Source organism: Rheinheimera metallidurans (genome assembly GCF_036983985.1).
GTDB classification, from domain to species: domain Bacteria; phylum Pseudomonadota; class Gammaproteobacteria; order Enterobacterales; family Alteromonadaceae; genus Alishewanella; species Alishewanella metallidurans.
Window position 1 is genome coordinate 700,820 of sequence record NZ_JALAHQ010000002.1, and the last position, 24,207, is coordinate 725,026.

A 24,207-nucleotide genomic window follows, 5' to 3' on the forward strand; every position below is an offset into this window, starting at 1 on the left:
TGCCAACAACCATTACGAATCAGAATCTAGATAATGTAATAACTTTGCACTATTGCGCTGAGCACTGCGTATCAGGTTACATATAACTTCTACCTTATCAATATCAAGCAATGCCCCGACAGGAAGTTGTATGCACGTCTCGCACAACAGTTCTGTTATAGTCAATGCATTTTTCTGCTTATTATACAGTGAATTGAATTCGACGCTCCTGTGTACGCCGGGATAAAAATACCTTCTGGCATTAATATTTTCTGCTTTGAGGATACTAAGCAGTTGCTGACGGGTTACCCCGAATTGCTCTGTATTGACTTCACATACAATGTATTGGTAATTAGATCGACTCACACCGCTTGGACTAATCAGCTTTAGCCCAGGAATACCTGCTAGGTGTTTTTGATATGCTAGGAAAGTTGCTTCATTATTTGCCCGATTTATCTCAAAATCATCAAGATTGAGTAGTGCAATAGCGGCTTGCAGCTCTGACATACGTCCATTGGACGTTTTCACTACAGATACAGTATGTCCCGCGCCGTAGCTACTTCTAATATTGCGTAATTTCGCCGCTAAATCATCGTCATTAGTACAAATACAACCACCTTCTGTGGCACTGAGCATCTTAGTAGCATGGAATGACATCACTTCAAGCGACCCGAAACAACCAACTTTTTGACCATTAACTTCACAACCAAAAGCATGGGCAGAATCAAAATATAACTTGATACCTGTTTCCTGTACCAACTGTTCAAGCGCTGTGATATCAGCAGCTCCTCCCCACAAGTTTACGGCCATAATTGCAGAAACATCTTTAGTAATCATTTGTTTCGCCTTTGACACGTCGATATGGTGAGTGTTTGAGGCTACATCACAAAAAACGGGTTGTAGACCAGTCCAACTCAAAGACTGCGCTGAAGCCAAAAATGTAAAAGATGGCAGAATAACTTTACCTTTTAGTTCAAGTGCTTCAGCAGCCATCATCAAGCCTACCGTGGCATTAACTACACATATCACATGTTTAACACCAAGCATTTGCTGCAGTCGGCTTTCAAGCTCCTGTGCCAAGGGTCCCTGGTTAGTATAATAGCGGCGGTCGAAAATATCTTTTACTGCTGACTCATAACGAGTCCAGTCTGGAAAGTAAAGCTGGCCTACCGGAATATCAATATCAAAAATAGGTACGTTTCCGGCGATGGCAAATCTAGTTGCTATCATGATTAGCCTCCGATAATTGCAGTGATTTTATCTGGTCGGCATTGTCACGCAAAAATTGTAATAACATTACTACCTGGCTTATATCATTTGCACCAATAAAATCACCACATGGTAACAACATAAATCTTGTACACAAATAATCTGTCAAGGGTAAGTCGGCACTACACGCCGGGTATAACATCTTCTTTTGGTGTAATGCTGGTGAGTAATAGCTGCGTGCAAGAATACGTTCAGCATTAAGCAACTCTATCGTTTTATCTCGGGAAAACGGCCAGTCATTAGTAAGCTCAACGATTATTGTTTTAAAACTTGTCTGATATCTTTCATCAAATTGCAGTAAACGAACACCAGTTACAGCCGACAGTAACGTTTTATAAAGGTCATATCTTTTCTTATTAGCCACAACCAATTGTGGTAACTCGTCAAGATTGGCAAGAGCCATAGTTGCATGCAACTCATTCAGTTTGGCATTAAGCCCACCACCAGCTATGCAATTGTCCTGGCCTGCAAACCCAAAACTGCGTTTTAATCTGAGCTTGTGAGCCAACTCTTCATCATTGGTAGTAACATAACCACCTTCACAACCATTAAGCAGCTTACTAGCATGCATTGAAAAGCATTCTGCATTACCAAAGCTGCCTATTTTCCCTTCTGCGATTGTCTCGTACATTGACTCAACCGCATCAAATAAAACAGGAATACCGTACTCTATACCAAGTTGCTGTAGCCCGGTAACATCGCAGCAATTTACGATTGGGTGTACAGCTAAAATTAAAGCCGTTTGCTCATTAATATAAGGTTTCGCAGTGTCATAGGTTGCAGCCAGAGTGTCAGGGGAGACCTCGCAAAATCTTGGTTTTAAACCAACCCACGCTGCAATATCAGCCATTCTTCTATAGGTAAAAGAAGGCATAAGAACTTCTGTTTTACCCGCTAATGCCAGCTCTTTCATCGCCAGAACAATTGCCCAAAAACCGTTGGAAAAAGTTATGCAGTATTTTGTCTGATGAAATTCAGCCAGTCTCTTCTCAAGCAGCTTTACGTTAGGTCCGTTATTGGTATAGTGCCTATTGTCGAAAAAAGCTTTGGAGTACTGTAAAAAGCTGGACAGTGCCGGCTGATATAAGCTAGAGGTAGATTTGAAATCATTGAATAATGGACTCCCGGAAAAGACTGCCAAGTCATCTACTGATTTTTTTACAAACATAGCACCTCACTTTCAATAGCTACAAGCACGTCTACTATGTGCATCCAAGACGGGTAAGAACGACATCATAGCGATAATGTGCAGCATAATAATGTTCCGGCATTTTAGTAAACTCTGCATGCCAACCGCATTGTGTCGCAAGCTCACTGAACTCCTCTTTGCTTCTCCATATCCCTATTGCAGAATCAGCTTTCGTTTCAATTCCTGGGTAATAATGCTCAGTTGAATAAAAATTAAAAATTTTATCGAGATCAGGATAGTTACCGATAAAAACTCTGGTGATGTTCTCGAAATTAACACTCAATGCTGTAAGCAACTTTCTCGCATTCTCGTTATCGAGATAAGAAAAAGCTCCGTAGCACAATGCTTTAGTAAAACGCTCCGTGGCGATGTGCTGTTGGCAAAAGCTGACTACATCCTGCAAGATATACTCCTGCTGAGGTCTTTTTTCAAAGTTAGTTTTAGCAACTTCAATTAAATATTCAGAAAAATCGACACCCAAGCTAGCTGAACAATATTTAAGTAACCTATCTGTAAGAGCGCCATTACCACAGCAGAGATCCAGAAGCTGATCTTCAGGCTCGAATAATAAGCCCTTAAGAATAGCATCAACAATCATTTGTATTTGAGCTTCGGAAACCGGAATGCCATCTACAGTTCTTTTCACCTGACTCCAGAAATCTGTAGGCGGACAACTCTTTGGATATTCTTTATGGATATGAAATTTATCATCTCCCATTTATTGGCCCTCTGATTATGCGTTTAATGCTGCTTGGAACAATTGATGATTTATGAATTCGACATAAAAATCTATTTCTAAATGAAATCATACTGTACAGAGTACTAGACAATTTTTTATTAATCTTTATCTGTTCTTCTTTTGATATCGAAGACCAAACGCCTTTTCCGCTGTAGCGATAGAAATTCATGACGTTGGGTAATAGATGCATTTCACCGCCGTTCTCCAGCATAAAGTGCGCCAACATTACATCACCATTTGATTCAGGGAGTTCAAACTTTACCGGAAGAAAAAATGCTCTTTCTTTGTAAAATATATTGCGCCATAAAATACTCGACGTATGAGTGTAAAAACTAATTTCTTTATGAAGCAGTAATAAATCAAACAAATTCCACTGGCTTGGTTTTGGCGATATCATAGTTTCATAATCATTAGCTTCGTCACGCATAATAGTAGCACAAGCGCAACCTACAGCCTTTGATATTCTAAGGAGATAATCTGCTTGGAACCAAAGGTTAAACGGAGTAAGCCAGAAATCATCCCCAGAAAGGAATGTCCAAAAATTTCCTTTTATATCAGGCTTATGTGTCAATAAACTCTGTTTACCAGACCCCTGGTTCGCTCCACTAATATAAAGTACCAACAACTCACTAAATTTCTGCTGATACTCCCTTAGTAATTCAGAGCACCCATCACTTGATGCATCGTCAAGACAATGAACAACAACTCTGTACGGCACTAGTTGGAATAACACACTTTCGATAGCTTCATTCAAATAATCAATATTGTTATAAACCAGTAACACGATACTTATATCTTCACAGCCAACAAAGATCCATGGCTCTTTAGTTTTAAGCGCTTGTTGCACGTCATCTGGCAATGCACCGCATCCGCGATGTTGATATTGATACAATTTAAGGTTAACTTCACTGTCTTGCCAGAGCTCATACATAAAAGTTAGATATTTTTCCCATTCCATTGGAACACGACAAGTTATTTCACCGAATCTATGTAATACTGTTTGGCTACGCAAAAATAAAGGAGAGAAAAACATTGCACGACTAGGTAAATCAATTGTATAGCCATTAACCTCAGCATAGCCGCGAAATATAAAACTAAATAACTTAGTCTCATGCTCTACTAAATTGATATCAAGCAAATAAGCAATAATTTCACCGCTTGAAGTTTTCATTGGATTTAGTTGCCAATTGAAATTTTCTGTTGCTGACAGCTCGCATAAAATTTGCTTTATGTATTCAGCAAAGGTAACCAATCCTGAGTTAGGTAAAGACAGATGAATTAAAGACGCCTGCGATCTAACAGTGCCAAATAAAGCCAGCGCTTTCAGAGTATCCATATCCACAATCACACCCAACTTTGCTGCAGTCTCAGAAACGGTCAGTTTACTCAATAACAGGTGGGCTAAATTCTGATTAGCTTCTATACAAAATGCTTGCAGTGGCTTGCTCAAATGCCGCCTTGGTAAAACCACCTTTTCTTCAGATATTTCGAGCTGTCCAATCAATTGTGCTCGTGCTTCATTAACTCGCCCAGTGGTAATCATAACTTCATCAAACACGGTATTATTAATACTAGCAGGGGCTATTATCGGGATGCCATAAAACAAACCACCTACTTTATTTTTATCGTTATCAGCGATAGCTACAATATTGATGTTTAGATCATATAAAATAATTTGAGATGCAATAGTGCCAGCACCAAATAATATTGTTTTTTTCATTTTATATAATACTAACCAAGCTATGATTACAAACATCTATAACCCAACTAACCTGAATCTCAGACATTGTCGGATCGATCGGCAAACTCAGTATCTGATGCTGTAACTGTTCCGTAATTGGCAGACTCAAATATGCGTATTCAGCATAAGCCTCTTGTTTATGCGGTGCACAAGGATAGTGAACCAGTGTTTCAACCTTATTGTCCGCCAACCAAGTCTGCAATCTAGTTCTATGATCCGTTTTTATCACAAACAAATGCCAGACATGGCATTCAGGATCGATATTTTTTGGTAAGCTGATAAATGGATTATTAATTTCAGACAAATAACGCTGCGCTATTGTGCGCCTTAGCTGAATATCGTCATTCAGACGAGTAAGTTTAACCCCTAACATCGCAGCCTGAATGGGGTCTAACCGACTATTAAAGCCTTGGTACTTGTGTATATATTTTTGCTCTGAACCATAGTTCCCCAAGGCGCGAATAGCCTCTGCGAGCTTTAAATCGTCTGTCGTAACTGCACCAGCATCACCCAAAGCTCCTAAATTCTTACCTGGGTAGAAACTGAACGCCGCAGCGTGCCCCCAACTGCCGGCTTTTTTACCCTTCAAGCTTGCACCATGCGCCTGGGCGGCATCTTCAAGCACAAGCAGATTGTGCTGCTTTGCCAACGTTAGCAAAGCAGGCATATCGACCAATTGGCCATACAAATGTACTGGAATAATCACCCGGCTTTTTTCAGTAATTGCCTCTTGAACTGTTGCAACTGTAATAAGGTAACTATCAGGATCTGGTTCAACAAATACCGGAACTAAATTACTGTCAGTCACGGCTAAAACTGTGGCAATAAAGGTGTTGCCGGGCACTATGACTTCGTCGCCATTCTTTAACAGTCCTAACACTTTCCAGGCGGCCAAAGTCAGTCGCAGCGCGTCTAAACCATTAGCAGCACCGACACAATAGTCAGCACCACAAAACTCAGCAAATGCTTGCTCAAATGAGCTCACTTCAGAACTTTGAATGTACCAGCCAGATTTTACAACGCGCTCACAAGCCGCCAGTAACTCAGTTTCATCTCGCTGGTTGATGGCTTTGAGATTTAAAAATGGGACTTTCATCCGGCCGTCCCCCGAATTACATCCTGAAAGGTTGTATAGTCGCGAATATAGTCGGATTCATCATAATGCTCGCTAGCCAAAACCATAATGACGCAGTCGTCAGAAAAATCATGCATTTCACGCCAGATTAAATTACCGATCAGTAATCCTTGCGTAGGCCTCGACAATGTAACCTCATCTCTTTCAGTGCCATTATCTAAAATAAAACGACAGCTACCGTGCACACAAAACGCCAGCTGCTGTAATTGTCGGTGCGAATGCATTCCGCGGGGATGGTCAGCTAAATTAAAAAGGCAATAAACCCTTTTAATATCAAAAGGAATATGTTTAGAAGCTTCAATTGAGACTAAATCTCCTCGCCCATCACCGAAAATAGGCAGTTCAATCAACTGTATCAGCGACATGGCATATCCTTAATTAGAAACTTGAGGTAACTGCCATAACTACTTTTCTCGAGTCGCACCGCGGTCTGACATAATTGCTCCGCGCTTATCCACCCTTGATTAAACGCAATTTCTTCGAGACAAGCTACTTTGTAGCCTTGCCGTTTTTCCAATGTCTCTACAAACTGCGCGGCTTCCAACAAACTCGAACATGTCCCTGTGTCAAGCCACGCAAAACCACGACCAAGAATATCAACATGCAAGCTGCCATCGGCAAGATAAGCCTGATTAATTGAGGTAATTTCTAATTCACCACGAGCAGACTTCTCTACTTGTCTGGCAAACTTTACGACCCTGTTATCGTAAAAATACAGTCCCGTTGCAGCAATATTGGATTTAGGCGAAACTGGTTTTTCCTCGATAGAGCAAACCCGCGAGTTTTCATCGAATTCCACGACTCCAAAGCGTTCAGGATCCTTAACCTGATATCCAAATATGGTAGCGCCATGGACCAGACCTTTTGCCTTTTGTAGCTTTGGAGTAAAACCTTGACCATAAAAGATGTTGTCTCCGAGAATAAGACACACTGGGCTATCACCAATAAAATCCTCGCCGAGAATAAAAGCCTGAGCTAAGCCATCAGGCGCCGGCTGGGTGATATAAGTTAGTTGAATACCAAACTGGCTACCATCTCCTAATAAACGCTGAAACGCGCTTAAATCTTCAAGTGTGGTAATTAACAAAATGTCCCGGATCCCGGCCAACATTAATACTGAAAGAGGATAATAAATCATCGGCTTGTCATAAACAGGCAGCAGTTGTTTTGAAACCCCTTGTGTGATCGGGTACAAGCGCGAACCAGAACCACCAGCTAATACAATACCTTTCATCGACATTTCCTTGCTTTAGCCAATAGGCTCATTCCGCCTGTTTAAGTACACGGATCACTTGCGCTGGGTTACCGGCGACCACATTCCAGTCTTGAACATCTTTTGTGACTACAGCACCAGCTCCAACCATAGCTCCTTTTCCTATCCGAATACCTGGCAGCAAAGTCGCATTTGCGCCAATACTAGCGCCATCATCGACAACAACCCCAACAAACTCTGCTGGGTACTGTTTTGAACGAGGGAATGGATCGTTGGTAAAAGTTGCATTTGGGCCAATAAAAACGTCATTGCCTATCCGGGTACCTGCCCATAAAAACACACCCGACTTCACAGTCACACGGTCACCTAATACAACATCATTCTCAATAAAAGTGTGCGCACATATATTACAATTACGCCCGATAATGGCGCCAGCTAATATAATAGCAAACTGCCAGACCCTAGTACCCAGACCTATTTGGGTGCTGCTGACATCAGCAAATTGATGAATAAAGGTCATATCATCCTACTTAAAAAGCCTACCAACATCGACGTCATCAAACTTAAGTGGTTCATCTTTATATTGCTGATAACCAGTAGCAATATAATTACGCCATACCATTTTAATTTGATTAAACGTATTTAATAATTCTACATCTTCACTATTATTATCACTTATACAAGACACTAGCTTAGTCATTATACCGGCAAAATAGTTTGTGCTACCAAAAAACAAACAAAAAGTGGGGTCGCTTGGTACTGCACTCTTACGTTTTAGTAGCTGCCACTGCGACTCTAAAAACTCTTTTGCTTCGGTTCGACTGTTCACGTCTTTGTCAAACAATAGCAACCAGCTTTCTATAGTGTCGGTAAATGTAGTCATATCAAATTTATTATGAATACTATCAGCATACTGGCTAAGATTTACATAATAAGCTTGTTCTAACAAAGTAGGTAATATTGTGTTTTTATCTGCTAAGTTAGATTCTAATAATATATTTTCTGGCGCAAGAGCAATTGCCCCGTCTATTCTTACTCCGTTACTACAATTGTATATTTCAATTTTATGCGCGGCTGATGCAATCGCCTGTTCGAGTAATTTACGCGATACGTCAAATTCGGGCTTAGTAAAGACCATCGGTAAAAAGTTACCTTTAATAGGAATGCCACCACCATGGACGTTTTGATAATTGTAGATTTCAGAACCATCTTGCCGATAGTATGCCGAGGCTTGTGAGTGATGATAACGAATATCTATATAACCTAAATCAACGCCAAACAAATACATTACCTTGCTACCAAGCTGCAGCATATAATTGACGACTAAGTTAGTTACTGTGGGATACGCATAGCTTAAATCGGCTATAACATAACCTTGATTGTGCAAGTCTGTCTGAAAAATGTGCGTTGATGCTTCTCCAGACTTAAAACATAAAAACGTGTCTTTAAATAAATCGGCAGTATCGGGATGAATACCATTAACGCTAATTAAATTTATATCTTTTAGCCAAGCCTTATCATCTACCTGACTTACCCAAAAATAGGTTGATCTATTTTGCTCAATTTCGGCATGAAAATCGGGTTTGATACCTTGCTTATAAAGCGAATACAGCGCAGTACCGCAGCTGATTAAAATTACTTGATCACGATACTGACGCAGGTAATCAAAGCTCTGGTCTAAACTAGGCCCATTGCCAACTATAAATACTGGAAAATCTAATGCTTTATTGTTTTTATACTCTTTGTTATCAAGCTTAAGAAACTTATGCCCCTGTTTAATACTATTGTAGGTATGAGCAATACCATAGCGTGCATTGTCGTAGTATTCTCCTAATGCTAGTACCACCCTAAACTCGGCTCGTAAATTACTTATCGCTTTTTGCATATTGTTATTAAAATAACTGCTTAGCATATAAGTATTCGCTATAGAGTAGGCCCCAACCTGATAAAACTGCGTCATTAAGTCATTAAAATAAGTTAAGCCATCGCCACCTAAGTTTAAATATATGCGTTGCTGATTAGCGTCTGCTCGCTCAAAGATACTAGCCCAGTTTGTCACATGCAGGCTGGCGGCAAAAAAATCTAAATTGGGCTCGCAAATATACAAATTGGCTATATCTCGCTGCTGGGTTAACAGTTCAATGTGCCGGCCTAACGCCACGCCAAAAATAATCAGTGAGTCAACCTGTTGCGGTAACTGAATTCGCTGCTGCAATTGCTGCTTAATTAACGGTCTAATTTGCGCAACATGAGTAAAATGCAAATAATGCTTAAGCTTACGAGCCGCTCCCTGCCCCACTACAACATCGTCTTTATAAGGATGACGAATAAAATAATCGACTAGTTGCTGCGATTCAGCATCGATATTCTGGTAGAAAAAGGCCTTTCGTTTAGTATGAAATAAGTTAACACACTGCTGCTCATCCAAACATAATTGCCAATGCTTGTTGTGATGTTTAATAATTTCTTGATAAACATTAGGATAAAATCGTTTTAATGCAGTGATATTACGTTGATACAATGTGGATTCTGCTTCGCATTCAGAGCTTTTTTTATTACCCAATACATTGTTGTTTCTCTCAGCAACATAATCATAAAAGTTGTTATAACCATCAAAATTGTAGTGGCTATTAGTTAAGCTTTTTTTGTCGCCTGAATGCAAAAATAAATAATCAATAACCTCATCCATTACCGGATGAAACCTATGCCGATACACATATATATGATCAATTTTGGTGACGGCGAGTAATTCAGCTATGTCTTCAGTAACTGAGCTGCCATTTTTACCTAACTGCAAAAAAACTTGGGTGCCAAGTGCCGCGGCAGTTTCAAATAGCTCAAGCCAATTGTTAGCCTGCGCTGATGCAATTAAGGTGTCTAAACTTGGCTCATAAACTATTAAGTATTTAACTCGCGTATTTTGTAACAACTCGTTTAATTGATAGCCCAGCCCTAAACCAAACATAATAATCACATTGACACTTGCGGGTAACGGCTCGCTTAACCAAGTGTTTTCAGTAACCTCTCTACTGGAGTGCATTGTAATAAAAGGCGCTTGCTGACAAAACTCGGCAACCTCATCTGCCACTTCATTAAAAGGAGTGTCGCTATACCAGACTCGGCCTGTGGCAAAATCGACAATATTTAATTCGCCCTTACGAGTGCAAAATATAGAATATTGCTGAATAGTGTGCTGTTCAATTAGCGAAACAACACTGGGCATAAAGTGTGAAAATGCGCTGAGGTTGTCTTTAAATCGTTGATGTATCTGAGGGGTAATATTCTGCTCTAATGAAGCCTGCGCTTTATCATCAGGCTCTAACTGATAGTTAATATATTTCAGCATTAGGGGCCTAAATTGGTAAATAAGTTAGTTATTTTCACCGTAACTATGACGGGCTCGTATGCCTTTTTGTAAATGTAATACACTTGCAGCAACCCTATCTTTGTCTTCTGTTAGTTTTGCCATTAATGACTGCAGCCAGTCAAGGTTTAGTTTTAAAAACAGTGCATATTGCTCTTCGTCGTCTTCAGGTTGTATTGGCTCACTAAGAATAGTGTTAAGTTGTTCGCTAAGTATTGATAGCTCTTCAACAACATACAAATCAGCACTTATTAAGCCGTCTATTTTTTCACGCAGCAATTGGCATTGCTGCGCTTTGTTAGACAATTTCACTAGGCACCCACAACTTGCTGTTGGTTTGCTTGCGCCTGTAACTGGTAGCCTTTCTCGCGATCACTAACCGATATCTGATCCCATGCCCCCTTAATAACCAATAAAATTTCCATTACTTCATCTAGCTTAGCAATATTTTTTTCGCGGCTAGCTTGAATAAGGTGGTTAAGCATAAAGTCATACAAAGAAAATAAATTATCTGAAATTTCACCGGCATTCATATCTAACGAACCTTGTAATGCCGAAATAATCGATATTGACCGACTAATAGTGCTTGATTTACCGGCGTAGTCGTTACGTTCAATACTGCCTTTGGCTTTGGCCAAATTTTCTAACGCACCTTGCATCAGTAACTGAATAACACGATGCGGATCTGCCACAGCTAGGTCATCTTTAATACCAACAGCTTTATATGCCTTGATTCCATAACTCATAACGCTCTCCACTACTTAGATTTATTAAAACCAAACCCCGGCAAACTTGATAACTGTGCTGTCACTGTAGATGCCATATTCTGCATTGAACCTAATAACGCATCTAACGCGGTATAGCGACTACGTAATGTTTGCTCGAAGCTTACTATGTATCGGTTAGCAGCCTCTAAATCTTTAGTATTTTTATCAATTTGTGTTTTAAGCGTATTTTGTTTAGTCGCAATAATACCGCCAGTTTGCGTAAACTCTTTTACAAAACCATTTAACGTTGCACTTAGACCCTTTTCGCCACCAAAAAACGCCGCAACGCCATCATAGTTTTCGTTAAGTGCGTTATCAAAGCGGGTTTTACCTGAGTCAGTGCCAAATTCAGAACTGGTAGAAATTTCTAATTTTCCGCCGTCTTTAAAAGTAATACCTAACGAATATAAAGTAGATAAAGACGAGTTAGCACCTTCTACCACATTACCAAGCAAGCCGCGCAATTGTGTCATGATATTTTTCGGCATTTGGTCCGTTGCTAAAGCGCCACCTTCAGCAGTTACCGTTTTACCATCCGCACCTAAGGTTCTTTTTTTGGTCAAACCTGCAACCTGATCAACTAACACATTATAGTTATTAATAAAATTTTGAATGTTTTCTTTAGCTGCACTTTTGTCGGTTGCTACCTCGACCTTGGCATTATTATCATCGGGTGTTATCGCTTTTACTGTTAATGACACATCCTGAATAGCATTGCTAAACGTATTACTAGCGCTAGTTGCTGTAATACCGTCAATTTGAATAATGGCATTTTGTGCTGCTTGGCTTACATTTAGCCCCGCTAAGGCACCGGTAGGTACGGTTGACAGTGCGTCAAGCTCAGCGTTGCTATTGGTAATAACTAAATCATTACCATCACCGGTTTCAGAAGAGCTAAGCACTAATTTAGTACCCGCTGCGCCACCGGAATTGATAATATTAGCGTTGACACCAAAGTTATCTGATTTTGTATTAATTTTCTGACGTAACTCGTTTAACGTCATACCTGCGGTAACGTCGATATCAAAACTTTTGCCATTTGCGGCAAAAGATAAAGTGCCATTAGTAGTCGAAATAACATCGTTAGCCGAGTTATAAGCTGCATCAGCACTTTCTAACCGACTTCCAGACGCCAGTTGACTCACTTTTATGTCAAAAGATGCCGCAACTGCGGTATTTGAAGCGGATGCTTCTATATAGGTTTTATTTTCGGTAGGCTGCTTTACCGTGGTCGTTCTAGCGTTAAGTGTATTGCCACTTAATTTTTTTAGTGAATCTTGAAAAGCAGACAACGCCGATTTTAACTGGCCTACACCTGACAATGAGGAGTCTAGTGTTTTTTTAGTCGTATTAATTCTACTAAGTTTACTATCACGCTCAACCTTAACCAGCGTTGTTAGCAACTCATCTAGTGGCAAGCCCGACGCTGAACCAAGAAAATTAATACCCGCCATAACACACCTCTACACTTTATTATCAATTAACAGGCCGATAGACTGCCCCATCTCTTCCTGTAACCGTTTGATATTTTGTGAAACCTTTAGTAATTCTTCAGTTGGTATCTGCTTAATTAACTCTTCAGTTTCGTAGTCTACCACTTTAATGACTGAGCGCCCTGAGGCATCGTCAATTGAGAAACTTAGTGACCGCTGATCTAGCGCTAACGCTTGGTTTAATACATCAACCGCTTCTTCTAATTCAGTATCACTAATATTAACAACGGGTTTAGTTTCAGCAACTACTTTTACTGCGTTCGGCTCAGCTTGTACCGGTTTAACCGTCATCTCAGCTACAGCAGCATAGTTCACTAATGTGGGACTATTTGCGTTAATACTGCTCATATTTACACTCCTTAAAGGCGCGTAGGGTGAGAACTTTATAAACTATTCTCACCGCTACGCCTATTAGTTTAACCTAATAAAGACAATGCTGCCTGTGGACGTTGATTTGCCTGGGCTAAAACAGTAGTGCTGGTTTGCTGCAAAATTTGCTGGCGAGTCAGTTCGGCTGTTTCGCGAGCGAAATCAGTATCACGAATACGGCTACGTGCACCGGATACGTTTTCAGAAATGTTAGTTAAGTTACGGATGGTTGATTGGAAACGGTTTTGCAGCGCACCTAAGTCAGCTCGGGCACCGTCTATCTGGCCAATAGCCGTATCAACTAGGGCCATTGCTGATGACGCACCACCGACAGTATCGATATTTAATGCGCTTAAACCTAACGCCGTAGTACCATAACCACCACTGTTAGTTAACGTTACCGCGATATTTTGCGCAGCATTAGCACCAACTAAAAAATTCGCATCAAATTTACCATCAAGTAATTTTGTTGTGCCAAATTGTGTAGTAGACGCTACCCGGCTCATCTCTGCCTTTAATGCGGTTACTTCTTTTTGTAACGCCGCACGGTCGGTAGAACTGTTAATACCGTTTTGTGACTGAATGGCCAAAGTACGGATACGCTGTAATGAGTTAGTAATTTCTTCCATTGCACCTTCAGCAACTTGGGCAACTGAAATACCATCGTTGGCGTTACGTGCAGCCTGGTCAAGACCATTTACCTGGCTGGTTAAACGGTTAGAAATTTGCAAGCCTGCCGCATCATCAGCAGCACTGTTAATTCTAAAACCAGAAGATAAGCGTTTAAACGCCGTATCTAAATTGTTACCCGAATTGAACAGTTGACGCTGAGCATTCAACGACGAGGTATTGGTGTTCACAAATAAAGCCATGAGTCACTCCTTAGTTGTCGGTAGCTCTGCTACTTTCAACTGATGTTTAAATATACGGTTATCCCGTTAACTGAGCCAAGCTGCAACTTGGCTTAACCATTATTTCGGCCGCGTCCTCATAAACTTTAGTAAAAAAATGTATTTTTTTTATTATTTATTAATTGATTATAAATCATATAGATAAAACCACCTTAACGGTGGTTTTATCTTAGCCTGCTAATACAGTTAGTGCCGCTTGTGGTCTTTGGTTCGCCTGTGCTAAAACCGAGGTACTACTTTGTTGAATTATTTGGGTACGAGTAAGTTCAGTTGTTTCATATGCATAATCGGTATCGCGAATTCGGCTTCGTGACGCCGATACATTTTCACTAATATTCGTTAAGTTTCTCATCGTAGAGCTCAACGTATTTTGCCAAGCACCTAAATCGGTGCGCGCGTTATCTACCGTCAAAATAGCACTATCAAGTGCAGATAATGAGTCTGCGGCATCATCTACGCCAAGCTGCACAGCTGAAACATTTAAACCAGAAGCGCCGCTGCCAAAGTTATTTGATAGATCAATTTTAATTTTTTGTCCGGCATTTGCTCCAATCTGAAATATAGCACTTGGCGTACTGCCATTAAGTAACTTAAGCCTGCCAAACTCGGTATTATCAGCAATACTTTGAATCGCACTGGCTAATTCATTATATTCTTGCTGTATGGCTTTTATCTCAGAGGCAGTGTTAATACCATTTTCTGACTGAATAGTTAGCACTCGCATTCGCTGCAAACTAACGCCTATTTCATCCATCGCGCCTTCGCTAACTTGCACTAGCGAGATAGCGTCATTAGCATTGCGCACGGCTTGGTCTAACCCATTAATTTGACTGGTTAGTACATTGCTTATGACAAGTCCGGCCGCGTCGTCGGCCGCACGGTTTATTCGTAAGCCTGATGTTAATCGCTCAAAACTCGTACTTAAGCCGGATGTCGCATTGCCCAATAAACGCTGAGCGCCTAATGACGACTGATTCGTATTGACAATTAAAGCCATACCATCATTCCTTTCGCATTTACTGTTGTTTAAACAATAAATATCTACTGACGTTTTTATATCGACATATAAAATAACTTATTAATTTAATTATTATTTATTACAAATAACAATTAATTATGTTACTGCAGTAGACTTAACGCTGCTTGTGGACGCTGATTTGCCTGCGCTAACACTGTAGTACTGGTTTGTTGCAAAATCTGCGTACGTGTTAGCTCTGCTGTTTCTTTAGCAAAATCGGTATCACGAATACGGCTACGTGCGCCCGATACGTTTTCTGAGATATTGGTTAAGTTACGGATGGTTGCCTGGAAGCGGTTTTGAATCGCACCTAAGTCAGCCCGGGCACCGTCTATCTGGCCAATAGCCGTATCAACTAGGGCCATGGCTGCTGACGCACCAGCGACACTATCAATATTTAAAGCGCTTAAACCTAACGCCGTAGTACCATAACCACCACTGTTAGTTAATGTTACCGCGATATTTTGTCCAGCATTAGCACCCACTAAAAAATTAGTGTCGTACTTGCCGTCCAATAAGCTAATTGACCCGAACTGCGTCGTAGATGCTACTCGGCTCATTTCTGCTTTTAACGCTGTTACTTCTTTTTGTAGCGCTTGACGGTCTGACGAGCTATTAATACCGTTTTGCGACTGAATAGCTAAGGTACGGATACGTTGTAATGAGTTAGTAATTTCTTCCATTGCGCCTTCAGCAACCTGGGCAACTGAAATACCATCGTTGGCGTTACGCGCAGCCTGGTCAAGACCATTTACCTGGCTGGTTAAGCGGTTAGAAATTTGCAGGCCAGCAGCATCGTCTGCCGCGCTGTTAATGCGAAAACCTGATGATAAACGTTTAAACGCAGTATCTAAAGAGTTACCAGAGTTAACCAGCTGACGCTGCGCATTTAGTGATGATGTATTGGTGTTTACAAATAAGGCCATGGTGTTACTCCTGCTATTTAATTAGACACTATCAAATTCGCACGTTTTATACGAAATGATGTATATATTTGTGTTACCTATATATCGGAAAAATAGAGTAAAACTTTAGAAAAATACTTAAAATAATCACTTCAATCAAAATGCAGAACGAAAACAAAAAAACCACCTAAAAGGTGGTTTTTTTGTTTTAAGTTATATTAGCCTTGTAATAAACTTAACGCTGCTTGTGGCCGCTGATTTGCCTGCGCTAACACTGTAGTACTGGTTTGTTGCAAAATCTGCGTACGTGTTAGCTCTGCTGTTTCTTTAGCAAAATCGGTATCACGAATACGGCTACGTGCGCCCGATACGTTTTCTGAGATATTGGTTAAGTTACGGATGGTTGCCTGGAAGCGGTTTTGAATCGCACCTAAGTCAGCCCGGGCACCGTCTATCTGGCCAATAGCCGTATCAACTAGGGCCATGGCTGCTGACGCACCAGCGACACTATCAATATTTAAAGCGCTTAAACCTAACGCCGTAGTACCATAACCACCACTGTTAGTTAATGTTACCGCGATATTTTGTCCAGCATTAGCACCCACTAAAAAATTAGTGTCGTACTTGCCGTCCAATAAGCTAATTGACCCGAACTGCGTCGTAGATGCTACTCGGCTCATTTCTGCTTTTAACGCTGTTACTTCTTTTTGTAGCGCTTGACGGTCTGACGAGCTATTAATACCGTTTTGCGACTGAATAGCTAAGGTACGGATACGTTGTAATGAGTTAGTAATTTCTTCCATTGCGCCTTCAGCAACCTGGGCAACTGAAATACCATCGTTGGCGTTACGCGCAGCCTGGTCAAGACCATTTACCTGGCTGGTTAAGCGGTTAGAAATTTGCAGGCCAGCAGCATCGTCTGCCGCGCTGTTAATGCGAAAACCTGATGATAAACGTTTAAACGCAGTATCTAAAGAGTTACCAGAGTTAACCAGCTGACGCTGCGCATTTAGTGATGATGTATTGGTGTTTACAAATAAGGCCATGGTGTTACTCCTGCTTTTCTATTCGTATCTGAAACAACACCTTGTTAATTTGTGCTGTTTTCATCTGATACTTATTTATCGGAGCAAGACGTAAAAACTTGAGTAACTTTTTTATTCTTTTTACAGAAACATTTAAAACCCAGCACAAACACTCAGTAAAACTTAACGAATATAATCAAATAAACTAATACCAGATACTTTGACAAAGGTATTAGATATAGCCTGCAAGGCAGTTTCCTGCTTAGTTATTTCAGTTAACGCAGCGGCGTAATCTACCTCAGATAAATCAGCACGATATGATTTATTGTTGATAGTTAAATCTTCGTTAGTACCGTACACACTATCAAGCACATTGATTCGCCCACCAATAGATGACAAATAACGGTCAACACTCGTCGCCGCAGACGTTATTTGCACAAGGTTATCGCTCATCGCTTCGTTAAAATTTAAATTAGATATCGTCGGATCTGATAGCGCAGTAATAAACTCGCCTATCGTAGTTAATATATTTTTCTTTTCTGGTGCTTGTAGTGAAAAATCTACTTGGCCTGGCACTGCCGCCGCGCCACTTATCGTAATAGTTAAGCCATTAAAGACAATAGGTGCATCAGGAGTGTAGGCGCCGGTTACTGGAGGGACTAATGCGGCACCATTTTTTTGAATTTCATAACTGGAAGGCGCCGTTAAAACCACATTATAGTCATTATTAGCCGGTGTTAACCTGTCGTAGTTTTTTTTAAAATAGGCATCAAATTGGCTTTGATCTGTTACGATAACAGACGCAGCCGTTGCACCACCTGCAGCTATTGCTGCTGGGCTAGCTTTAAAACGCGCATCAACATTTTCAAATACAAATTTACCACTATCATTACCCGCTAGAGCAATAGTGGGTGAAATTTGTAAGGCTTTTTGACCATCATCACCCTGAAACTCATAAATACCAGTGGCATTGTTGTAGCTATAGGTTTGTTTTTTATCTTGAAAACCAGAAAATATATAACCACCCTCGGCATTTTGGGTGTTCATTAAATCGAATAACTCAATCTGAATATTTTTTAGCTCTTGCGCTACGGCCTCTCGCTCTGCGCTAGTATAGGTGCCATTACCTGAGGCTATGCCTAGTACGCGTGCTTTATCAAGCGTAGTGCGCATATTGGTTAACACAGTTTCTTCTAGTGCCAGATTGTTTTTTAATAGCACACTGTTGTTTTGAAACTGCGCCACCTGCTCTAAATTTTGATCTAAGCCTAATACCTTTGCCGATGCCGCCGGATCATCGGCCGGTGTTAACAGTCGAGTTTGTTTTGTTAACTGGTCTTGGGCTCGGTTCATTTTTTGCTGGGTATTTAAAATGCCATCTAAGCCGGCATTAAATTTCATATTAAATGACAATCTCATAATTACCTCACCGCCGATAATAGGGTATCAAACACGGTTTGTGATGTAGAAATAATTTTTGCTGCTGCCGCATAGGTTTGTTGAAATCTAACCAAATTAGACGCTTCTTCATCTAAACTAACACCTGACAAAGACTCATACCAAGCTGTAGTTTGGTCTAGTAATGCTTTACCAGACGCCTCGTTATTTCTACCTTGGCTAGTGCGTTCACCAATTAGGCTAACCATATCGGCATAGGTTTGGTTAAAGTTAACCGCATTAGCGCTATTGGGCGCAGATAAGGGGTTTAACCTAGTGGTTTTTGCTGTTTGTAATGCCGATAGTTGCAAGCCGTTACGGTTATCGTTAAAACCACCGTCGTTAAAACCAATGGTAAAGGTATCGCCTACAGCCGGAATACCGGTAATTGAAAAATCAAAACCGGGGGCAAAACCAGCCTGTGCAAACACATTTTGATACTGGTTTGAACCAAACGTAGCGGTGGCAATCGGGTTGCCAATGTTATCAATTATTTCAAAGGTATCTGCGCCAGTGTAAGTCATGGTCCAAGGGCCATTAGTTAACCCAGCGGGTGTATCAAAGCCATAATTAGGCAACACAGCCGGTGTAGTATTGGTTACCTTTAAACCTTCCACTTGTGAATTACCCAAATTAGTTACTGTAAATTCAGTGCGTACTGGTGATGCAAGCGCAATATCTTCGGGGCGCGTAGTCGCTAATTGTATGGTTCTAGATGCTTCATTCAGTGGTTTTAGTTCAAATTTATCGCCAATAGCTGGCGCACCATTAAGTGTAATTTCTAAACCATATAAATCACCTAACGCGTCAGATGAGTTAATTGTAGCCGGGTAGGTGGCTATGGGTACTACTTTATCAGAACCCGCTATAACCTTACCTTTTGCATCTAGTGCTTGCAGCCGTACACCACCGGCTTCAACGGTTAATAAAAAATCGTTCGGCGGTAAACTATCGCCTTTGCCAGGTTCAAGAGTCATACTTACCGAACCGGTGCCGGCATTAGACGTAAAAGCAAAACCATTACTGGTGGGCAAGGTAAATAAATTACCACCAATTTCGCCGTTTAAGTTCATACCTAAACTATTTTGTTTGTTCATTGCATCGGTCATAGACAGTGCTAACTGTCCTAGCCTATTTTGCGTTGGCACTAAAATCTCTTCACGAAATGCGAGTAAACCGCCAATTTTTCCGCCAACGGCTTCAATATCGATATCACGCTCGACCGTTTTTTTGGTTGAAAGCTGCAGCTTTAATTCGCGCTGTGTTGGGTCTGGATCGCCGCGTAAAGACATTAAATTAAAATCACCGCGTTCAACCACTAATGATTGACCAGTGGCAAGAAACACTAATTTTTCACCATTTTCTGCATCTAGGGTTCTTATATCCACCATTTCTGATAGGTTTTTTATCGCCAAATCACGTTTATCTAATAAATCTAACGGAATGGGCCTGCTTGCGCCCGTGCCAAAAGAGGCGATCTGTAAATTTAAATCAGCAATTTGCTTAATATAGCCGTTGGTTTCACTGGTATAGATATCTAACTGCTGATTGACGAAGTTGTCTTGATCTAGCACTAAGCTAGAAAGCGTATTAAATTTATCGAGTAAGGCTTGCGAGCTACCAATTATTAACTGGCGATTAGCTAATGTTGCCGGTTCATTATTCGCAATCTGAAATTGCTTAAACAGGTCATTAACCCCAGTAGCAATGCTATTGGCCGGATTAGAGAATAATGCATCAACACGATTTGCTTCAGTAACATATTGCTGCGCAAAACTATAGTTTGATGTATCACGGCGCAGCTGCTTTTGCGTAAACTCACTGACTAAGCGTTCGGTAGTGCCTCTACCCACCCCTAAACCAAGAATTTGTGATTCAAATTCGGTGCGCTGGCGGGTGTAACCTTCAGTATTAATATTGGCAATATTATTACTGGTGGTATTAAGCAACGAGCTATTCGCCAGTATCGCCGAAGTACCTATTCGCAGTAAATTATCTGACATTACTCTCTCCGCTAACGCTGTTTAACTGCGCTATATACATAATTATTCGGCTGTATCATCAATTTCTTGAATTTGACTGTTCTGCAAATCCGCTTGCTGTAACGCAGGGCTTTGATAAACAGCCATAATTTTCTGCGCATACGCAGGATCAGTGGCATAGCCCGCTGCTTGTAACTGCTCAAAGTAAGCTTTAGCGTTACCACTGGCATTAACCGCATCTTGATAGCGCGGGTTTTGCTTAATAAAATTAACGTAATCTTGCATGCTATGTTCGGGTGACTCGTATGAGCGAAATTTAGCCTGCTCTTTTTTTGCTATACCGCCGCGGTATTCCAGTGTATCGACTACCGCTGTTTTCCCCTGCCAGCCGTTATTGGCTTTAATACCAAACAAGTTAAAGCTATTGCTACCTTGGCCGTCTTTAATCATGCGCTTGCCCCAGCCGGTTTCTAGCGCGGCCTGAGCCACTAAGGCTAACGGGTCTAAACCCAAGGCTTTTGCCGTTTGCCGTGCAGCAGGTAATAAATTTTTCACAAATTCGGCTGGGCTTGTTACCTGCCAATCCGCTTTAGATTGAGCCACGTCAACTGCATGGTTTGCCGCCAGATAAGGCATAACGTGATCTGTCGTCTCAATACTGGCTTTAGGTTTAATACTCACCTTAGGTAAAATAATTTTTGGTAGTGCTAGTTCTTTTGCTGAGTTATCGCGCACCAGCTCGTGCTTATGAACCTCTGGTACCGCATTAACGCCGATGGCAGGGCTAAGTTGTTGCACTAATAAATCAGCTAAACCTAGTGCACCTTTTTGCGCTAACTCCGTCGCCATCTGACTATCTTGCATATCACGGTAAAACTTGGTGGTTTCACTATTCATCATGCCATCTGCTTCAAAAGCTTCATTGGCTTTGCGCATACTGCCTAGTAGCATACTAAAGAAAATAGACTCGAACTGCTCAGCAGCTTGACGCAGTGCGCCCGCCTGATCTTTGGTTGAGTTGCTGCGAATTTGCTGCAAACTGCTTAGATCATGATAAGACATATTGTTCGGCGTCGTATTCATATTAGATCACCACCAATTCGCCATGAATTGCGCCAGCTTCTTTAAGCGCTTCTAAAATAGCCATTAAATCGCCTGGCGCTGCACCAACCGCATTTACTGTGCGTACCAAATCATCTAGCGTTACACCTGGGTCAAACTTAAACATCCGTGACTGATCGGGACGTACATCAATAATTGAGTTTTCTTCCAGCGCCGTCTGCCCGCCCGCTAATGGGTTGGGTTGCACTACACGTGGGTTTTCCGCAATCGTCACCGTTAAACCACCGTGCGTTACAGCGGCAGGAAACAGCCTAACTTCTTTACCAATAACGATGGTACCGGTGCGGGAGTTAATAATAATTTTTGCTGAGGTATCACCTGGCTCAAAAGTAAGGTTTTCTAGTGTCGACATGTAAGACACTCGCTGGCTGACATCACGTGGTGCCCTTACCTGTACCGAGGTAGCATCTAATGAATATGCCGTTTCAGGGCCCATAAAACCGTTTATTGCTTCTGCTAGTCGTTTTGAGGTAGTAAAATCAGAGCGTTTTAAGTTAAAGGTAATAAAATCGCTTTGAGCAAAGGGTGTCACTACTTCACGTTCAACCATTGCACCATTAGGAATTCGGCCCACAGTAGGCGTATTAACTAATATGCGTGAGCCATCAAGCCCTTCAGCGCCTAAACCGCTAACAATTAAACTGCCTTGTGCTACCGCATAGACGTTGCCATCTAAGCCTGTTAAAAAAGTTTGCATTAAAGTACCGCCACGTAAGCTTTTAGCACTGCCAACCGACGATACTGTTATATCTATGGTTTGCCCGGGCTTTGCAAAAGCGGATAACTCAGCGTGTACCGCTACCGCAGCGACATTTTTTATCTGCGCTTTCATATTGCCTGGCAAGGAAATGCCAAAATTGCTTAGCATGGTGCGAAAACTCTGCTCGGTAAACGGGCTTTGTTCACCCGTGCCCGGCAGGCCGACAACTAAACCATAACCCACTAATTGGTTCGGCCGTACCCCTTCTACATCAGCGACATCTTTAATCCGTGCTGCGCTGACAGGTAAAGCAAATACACAGATAGGCAGTATTATTAGAAGCAAACGTTTCATTTATGCTCTCCTAGAAAGGCCATAATGGGCCATTGAAGAACTGGCTTAACCACCCTGGCGATTGGCCATTATGGTGCGCACCCGTGCCACTATATTCAATGCGTGCATTGGCTATCTTGGTCGATTCAACCGTGTTATTTACATCAACATCTTGTGATCTAATAACGCCAGTAAGACGGATATACTCTTTACCGGTATTAAGTGTTAACCACTTTTCACCACGAATTACTAAGTTACCGTTATTAAGTACCTGTAATACATTCACCGAAATATTACCAACTAAACTATTGCTTTGATCGGCTTTTGAATCGCCCTTGTAGTCAGAAGTAGAGCCAGCGCCAAACTGCAACACATTACCCGCCACAGATACCGGCCGACCACTAAGGCCAATCATCGGCTCAATAGACGTTGAGCTATCTTTTTGCATTTCAGTTTTAGCTTTTTTACTTGCCTGCGTACTTTCGCGCAGCACCACGGTAATAATGTCACCTTCGTGTCTGGCTTTATTATCCGAATACAAACTATTAGAGTAATTCCCAGCAAACAATGAGCCACTTTGCGCTAAAGATTTAGCGGGCTGATCCGGTGCCAGTGGCGCGAAATAAGGATCATCCTGCTCGGGCGGTTGCAATGACGCACAACCACTGAACAATAACATGCAGCTTAACCCTAATAATATTCGCAACATAACGCCCCCTATTACAGCTGCTGAATTGCTGTGCCCAGCATTTGGTCAACGGCTGAAATAACTTTAGAATTCATCTCGTACACACGCTGGCTTTCAATTAAGTTAACGAGCTCTTCCGTTACGTTGACGTTTGAGGTTTCAAGAGCACCCTGCACAATAATGCCTAAGCCTTCAAGGCCAGGGATCCCCTGCACGGGTGCACCACTGGCCCCCGTTTCACTAAACAAGTTTTGGCCAATAGGTTCAAGGCCAGCTGGATTAATAAAATTAGTAACCGTAAGCTGCCCTAACACTGCCGGTTGGCCTTGCCCTGGAAGCTGCACCGATACTTGCCCATCTTGCGATACAGTAATACTTTGTGCATCAGGTGGAATAGCAATGTTCGGTTGCACTTGGTAACCAGCACCAGAGGTAACCAGATTACCTTCATCATCAACGGTGAATTGACCATTGCGACTATATGAAATAGAACCGTCTGGCATCATAATTTCAAAAAAACCATGGCCTTGAATCATCATATCCAGACTATTGTCCGTGGTAATCATGTTGCCCTGAGTAAAGTTTTTCTGGGTTGCCACCACCTTAGTACCGGCACCTATCATCAAACCGTTAGGCAGTTCCGAGTTTTGTGACGAGGCACCGCCTGGCTGATTGACGTTTTGATACAATAAATCTTCAAAAATAGCGCGGCTTTTCTTAAAGCCTACCGTGCTGGCGTTAGCCAAGTTGTTTGAAATAACCGATATATCGCGCTGTTTCGCATCTAAACCGGTTTTACTTATCCATAAAGCTGGATGCATGCTTGCC

General features: G+C 41.5%; 23 protein-coding genes. All 23 read right to left on the reverse strand.

Going from position 1 to position 24,207, the window contains the following annotated elements:
• Positions 1 to 12: 12 nt before the first annotated feature.
• Positions 13 to 1,209 carry an aminotransferase class I/II-fold pyridoxal phosphate-dependent enzyme gene (locus tag MN199_RS08665; RefSeq protein ID WP_335739124.1) on the reverse strand — a complete coding sequence of 399 codons (1,197 nt, stop codon included), beginning with the start codon at positions 1,207 to 1,209 and terminating at the stop codon, positions 13 to 15.
• Positions 1,196 to 2,416 carry an aminotransferase class I/II-fold pyridoxal phosphate-dependent enzyme gene (locus tag MN199_RS08670; protein ID WP_335739125.1) on the reverse strand — a complete coding sequence of 407 codons (1,221 nt, stop codon included), beginning with the start codon at positions 2,414 to 2,416 and terminating at the stop codon, positions 1,196 to 1,198. The genes MN199_RS08665 and MN199_RS08670 overlap by 14 nt, the downstream gene beginning before the upstream one ends.
• A gap of 34 nt (positions 2,417 to 2,450) precedes the next feature.
• Positions 2,451 to 3,155, reverse strand: coding sequence for a class I SAM-dependent methyltransferase (locus MN199_RS08675; RefSeq protein WP_335739126.1), 705 nt, complete (start codon positions 3,153 to 3,155; stop codon positions 2,451 to 2,453).
• On the reverse strand, positions 3,145 to 4,932 hold the full coding sequence (locus MN199_RS08680) for a glycosyltransferase family A protein (RefSeq protein WP_335739127.1): 1,788 nt from the start codon (positions 4,930 to 4,932) through the stop codon (positions 3,145 to 3,147). Before MN199_RS08680 ends, MN199_RS08675 begins: the two co-directional genes overlap by 11 nt.
• Positions 4,898 to 6,013 carry a DegT/DnrJ/EryC1/StrS family aminotransferase gene (locus MN199_RS08685; RefSeq protein ID WP_335739128.1) on the reverse strand — a complete coding sequence of 372 codons (1,116 nt, stop codon included), beginning with the start codon at positions 6,011 to 6,013 and terminating at the stop codon, positions 4,898 to 4,900. The genes MN199_RS08680 and MN199_RS08685 overlap by 35 nt, the downstream gene beginning before the upstream one ends.
• On the reverse strand, positions 6,010 to 6,417 hold the full coding sequence (locus tag MN199_RS08690; RefSeq protein WP_335739129.1) for a sugar 3,4-ketoisomerase: 408 nt from the start codon (positions 6,415 to 6,417) through the stop codon (positions 6,010 to 6,012). The genes MN199_RS08685 and MN199_RS08690 overlap by 4 nt, the downstream gene beginning before the upstream one ends.
• Positions 6,408 to 7,286, reverse strand: a complete 879-nt coding sequence (gene rfbA / locus MN199_RS08695) for a glucose-1-phosphate thymidylyltransferase RfbA (RefSeq protein WP_335739130.1) — start codon at positions 7,284 to 7,286, stop codon at positions 6,408 to 6,410. The genes MN199_RS08690 and rfbA overlap by 10 nt, the downstream gene beginning before the upstream one ends.
• A gap of 28 nt (positions 7,287 to 7,314) precedes the next feature.
• Complete coding sequence (locus MN199_RS08700; protein WP_335739131.1) at positions 7,315 to 7,785, reverse strand: acyltransferase; 471 nt, start codon at positions 7,783 to 7,785, stop codon at positions 7,315 to 7,317.
• A 6-nt stretch (positions 7,786 to 7,791) separates the two neighbouring features.
• Positions 7,792 to 10,611 carry a motility associated factor glycosyltransferase family protein gene (locus MN199_RS08705; protein ID WP_335739132.1) on the reverse strand — a complete coding sequence of 940 codons (2,820 nt, stop codon included), beginning with the start codon at positions 10,609 to 10,611 and terminating at the stop codon, positions 7,792 to 7,794.
• Positions 10,612 to 10,635: 24 nt separating this feature from the next.
• Positions 10,636 to 10,941, reverse strand: a complete 306-nt coding sequence (locus tag MN199_RS08710) for a hypothetical protein (protein WP_335739133.1) — start codon at positions 10,939 to 10,941, stop codon at positions 10,636 to 10,638.
• On the reverse strand, positions 10,941 to 11,375 hold the full coding sequence (gene fliS, locus MN199_RS08715; RefSeq protein ID WP_335739134.1) for a flagellar export chaperone FliS: 435 nt from the start codon (positions 11,373 to 11,375) through the stop codon (positions 10,941 to 10,943). The genes MN199_RS08710 and fliS overlap by 1 nt, the downstream gene beginning before the upstream one ends.
• Before the next feature lie 11 nt (positions 11,376 to 11,386).
• On the reverse strand, positions 11,387 to 12,850 hold the full coding sequence (gene fliD, locus MN199_RS08720) for a flagellar filament capping protein FliD (protein ID WP_335739135.1): 1,464 nt from the start codon (positions 12,848 to 12,850) through the stop codon (positions 11,387 to 11,389).
• 9 nt (positions 12,851 to 12,859) lie between these two features.
• Positions 12,860 to 13,237, reverse strand: a complete 378-nt coding sequence (locus MN199_RS08725) for a flagellar protein FlaG (protein ID WP_335739136.1) — start codon at positions 13,235 to 13,237, stop codon at positions 12,860 to 12,862.
• A 68-nt stretch (positions 13,238 to 13,305) separates the two neighbouring features.
• Positions 13,306 to 14,130, reverse strand: a complete 825-nt coding sequence (locus MN199_RS08730) for a flagellin N-terminal helical domain-containing protein (protein ID WP_335739137.1) — start codon at positions 14,128 to 14,130, stop codon at positions 13,306 to 13,308.
• Positions 14,131 to 14,338: 208 nt separating this feature from the next.
• Positions 14,339 to 15,166: a flagellin N-terminal helical domain-containing protein gene (locus tag MN199_RS08735; protein WP_335739138.1), complete on the reverse strand. Its 828-nt coding sequence runs from the start codon at positions 15,164 to 15,166 to the stop codon at positions 14,339 to 14,341.
• Between the two features lie 122 nt (positions 15,167 to 15,288).
• A complete protein-coding gene (locus MN199_RS08740) occupies positions 15,289 to 16,113 on the reverse strand; it encodes a flagellin N-terminal helical domain-containing protein (protein ID WP_335739139.1) in 825 nt (274 codons plus the stop codon).
• A gap of 197 nt (positions 16,114 to 16,310) precedes the next feature.
• On the reverse strand, positions 16,311 to 17,138 hold the full coding sequence (locus tag MN199_RS08745; RefSeq protein ID WP_335739140.1) for a flagellin N-terminal helical domain-containing protein: 828 nt from the start codon (positions 17,136 to 17,138) through the stop codon (positions 16,311 to 16,313).
• 162 nt (positions 17,139 to 17,300) lie between these two features.
• On the reverse strand, positions 17,301 to 18,536 hold the full coding sequence (gene flgL, locus MN199_RS08750) for a flagellar hook-associated protein FlgL (protein ID WP_335739141.1): 1,236 nt from the start codon (positions 18,534 to 18,536) through the stop codon (positions 17,301 to 17,303).
• A gap of 2 nt (positions 18,537 to 18,538) precedes the next feature.
• Positions 18,539 to 20,557, reverse strand: coding sequence for a flagellar hook-associated protein FlgK (flgK, locus tag MN199_RS08755; RefSeq protein WP_335739142.1), 2,019 nt, complete (start codon positions 20,555 to 20,557; stop codon positions 18,539 to 18,541).
• Between the two features lie 42 nt (positions 20,558 to 20,599).
• Complete coding sequence (gene flgJ / locus MN199_RS08760; protein WP_335739143.1) at positions 20,600 to 21,619, reverse strand: flagellar assembly peptidoglycan hydrolase FlgJ; 1,020 nt, start codon at positions 21,617 to 21,619, stop codon at positions 20,600 to 20,602.
• A gap of 1 nt (position 21,620) precedes the next feature.
• On the reverse strand, positions 21,621 to 22,712 hold the full coding sequence (locus MN199_RS08765) for a flagellar basal body P-ring protein FlgI (protein WP_335739144.1): 1,092 nt from the start codon (positions 22,710 to 22,712) through the stop codon (positions 21,621 to 21,623).
• A 10-nt stretch (positions 22,713 to 22,722) separates the two neighbouring features.
• A complete protein-coding gene (gene flgH / locus MN199_RS08770) occupies positions 22,723 to 23,400 on the reverse strand; it encodes a flagellar basal body L-ring protein FlgH (RefSeq protein ID WP_132584446.1) in 678 nt (225 codons plus the stop codon).
• 11 nt (positions 23,401 to 23,411) lie between these two features.
• A complete protein-coding gene (gene flgG, locus MN199_RS08775) occupies positions 23,412 to 24,200 on the reverse strand; it encodes a flagellar basal-body rod protein FlgG (protein ID WP_132584448.1) in 789 nt (262 codons plus the stop codon).
• Positions 24,201 to 24,207 lie beyond the last annotated feature (7 nt).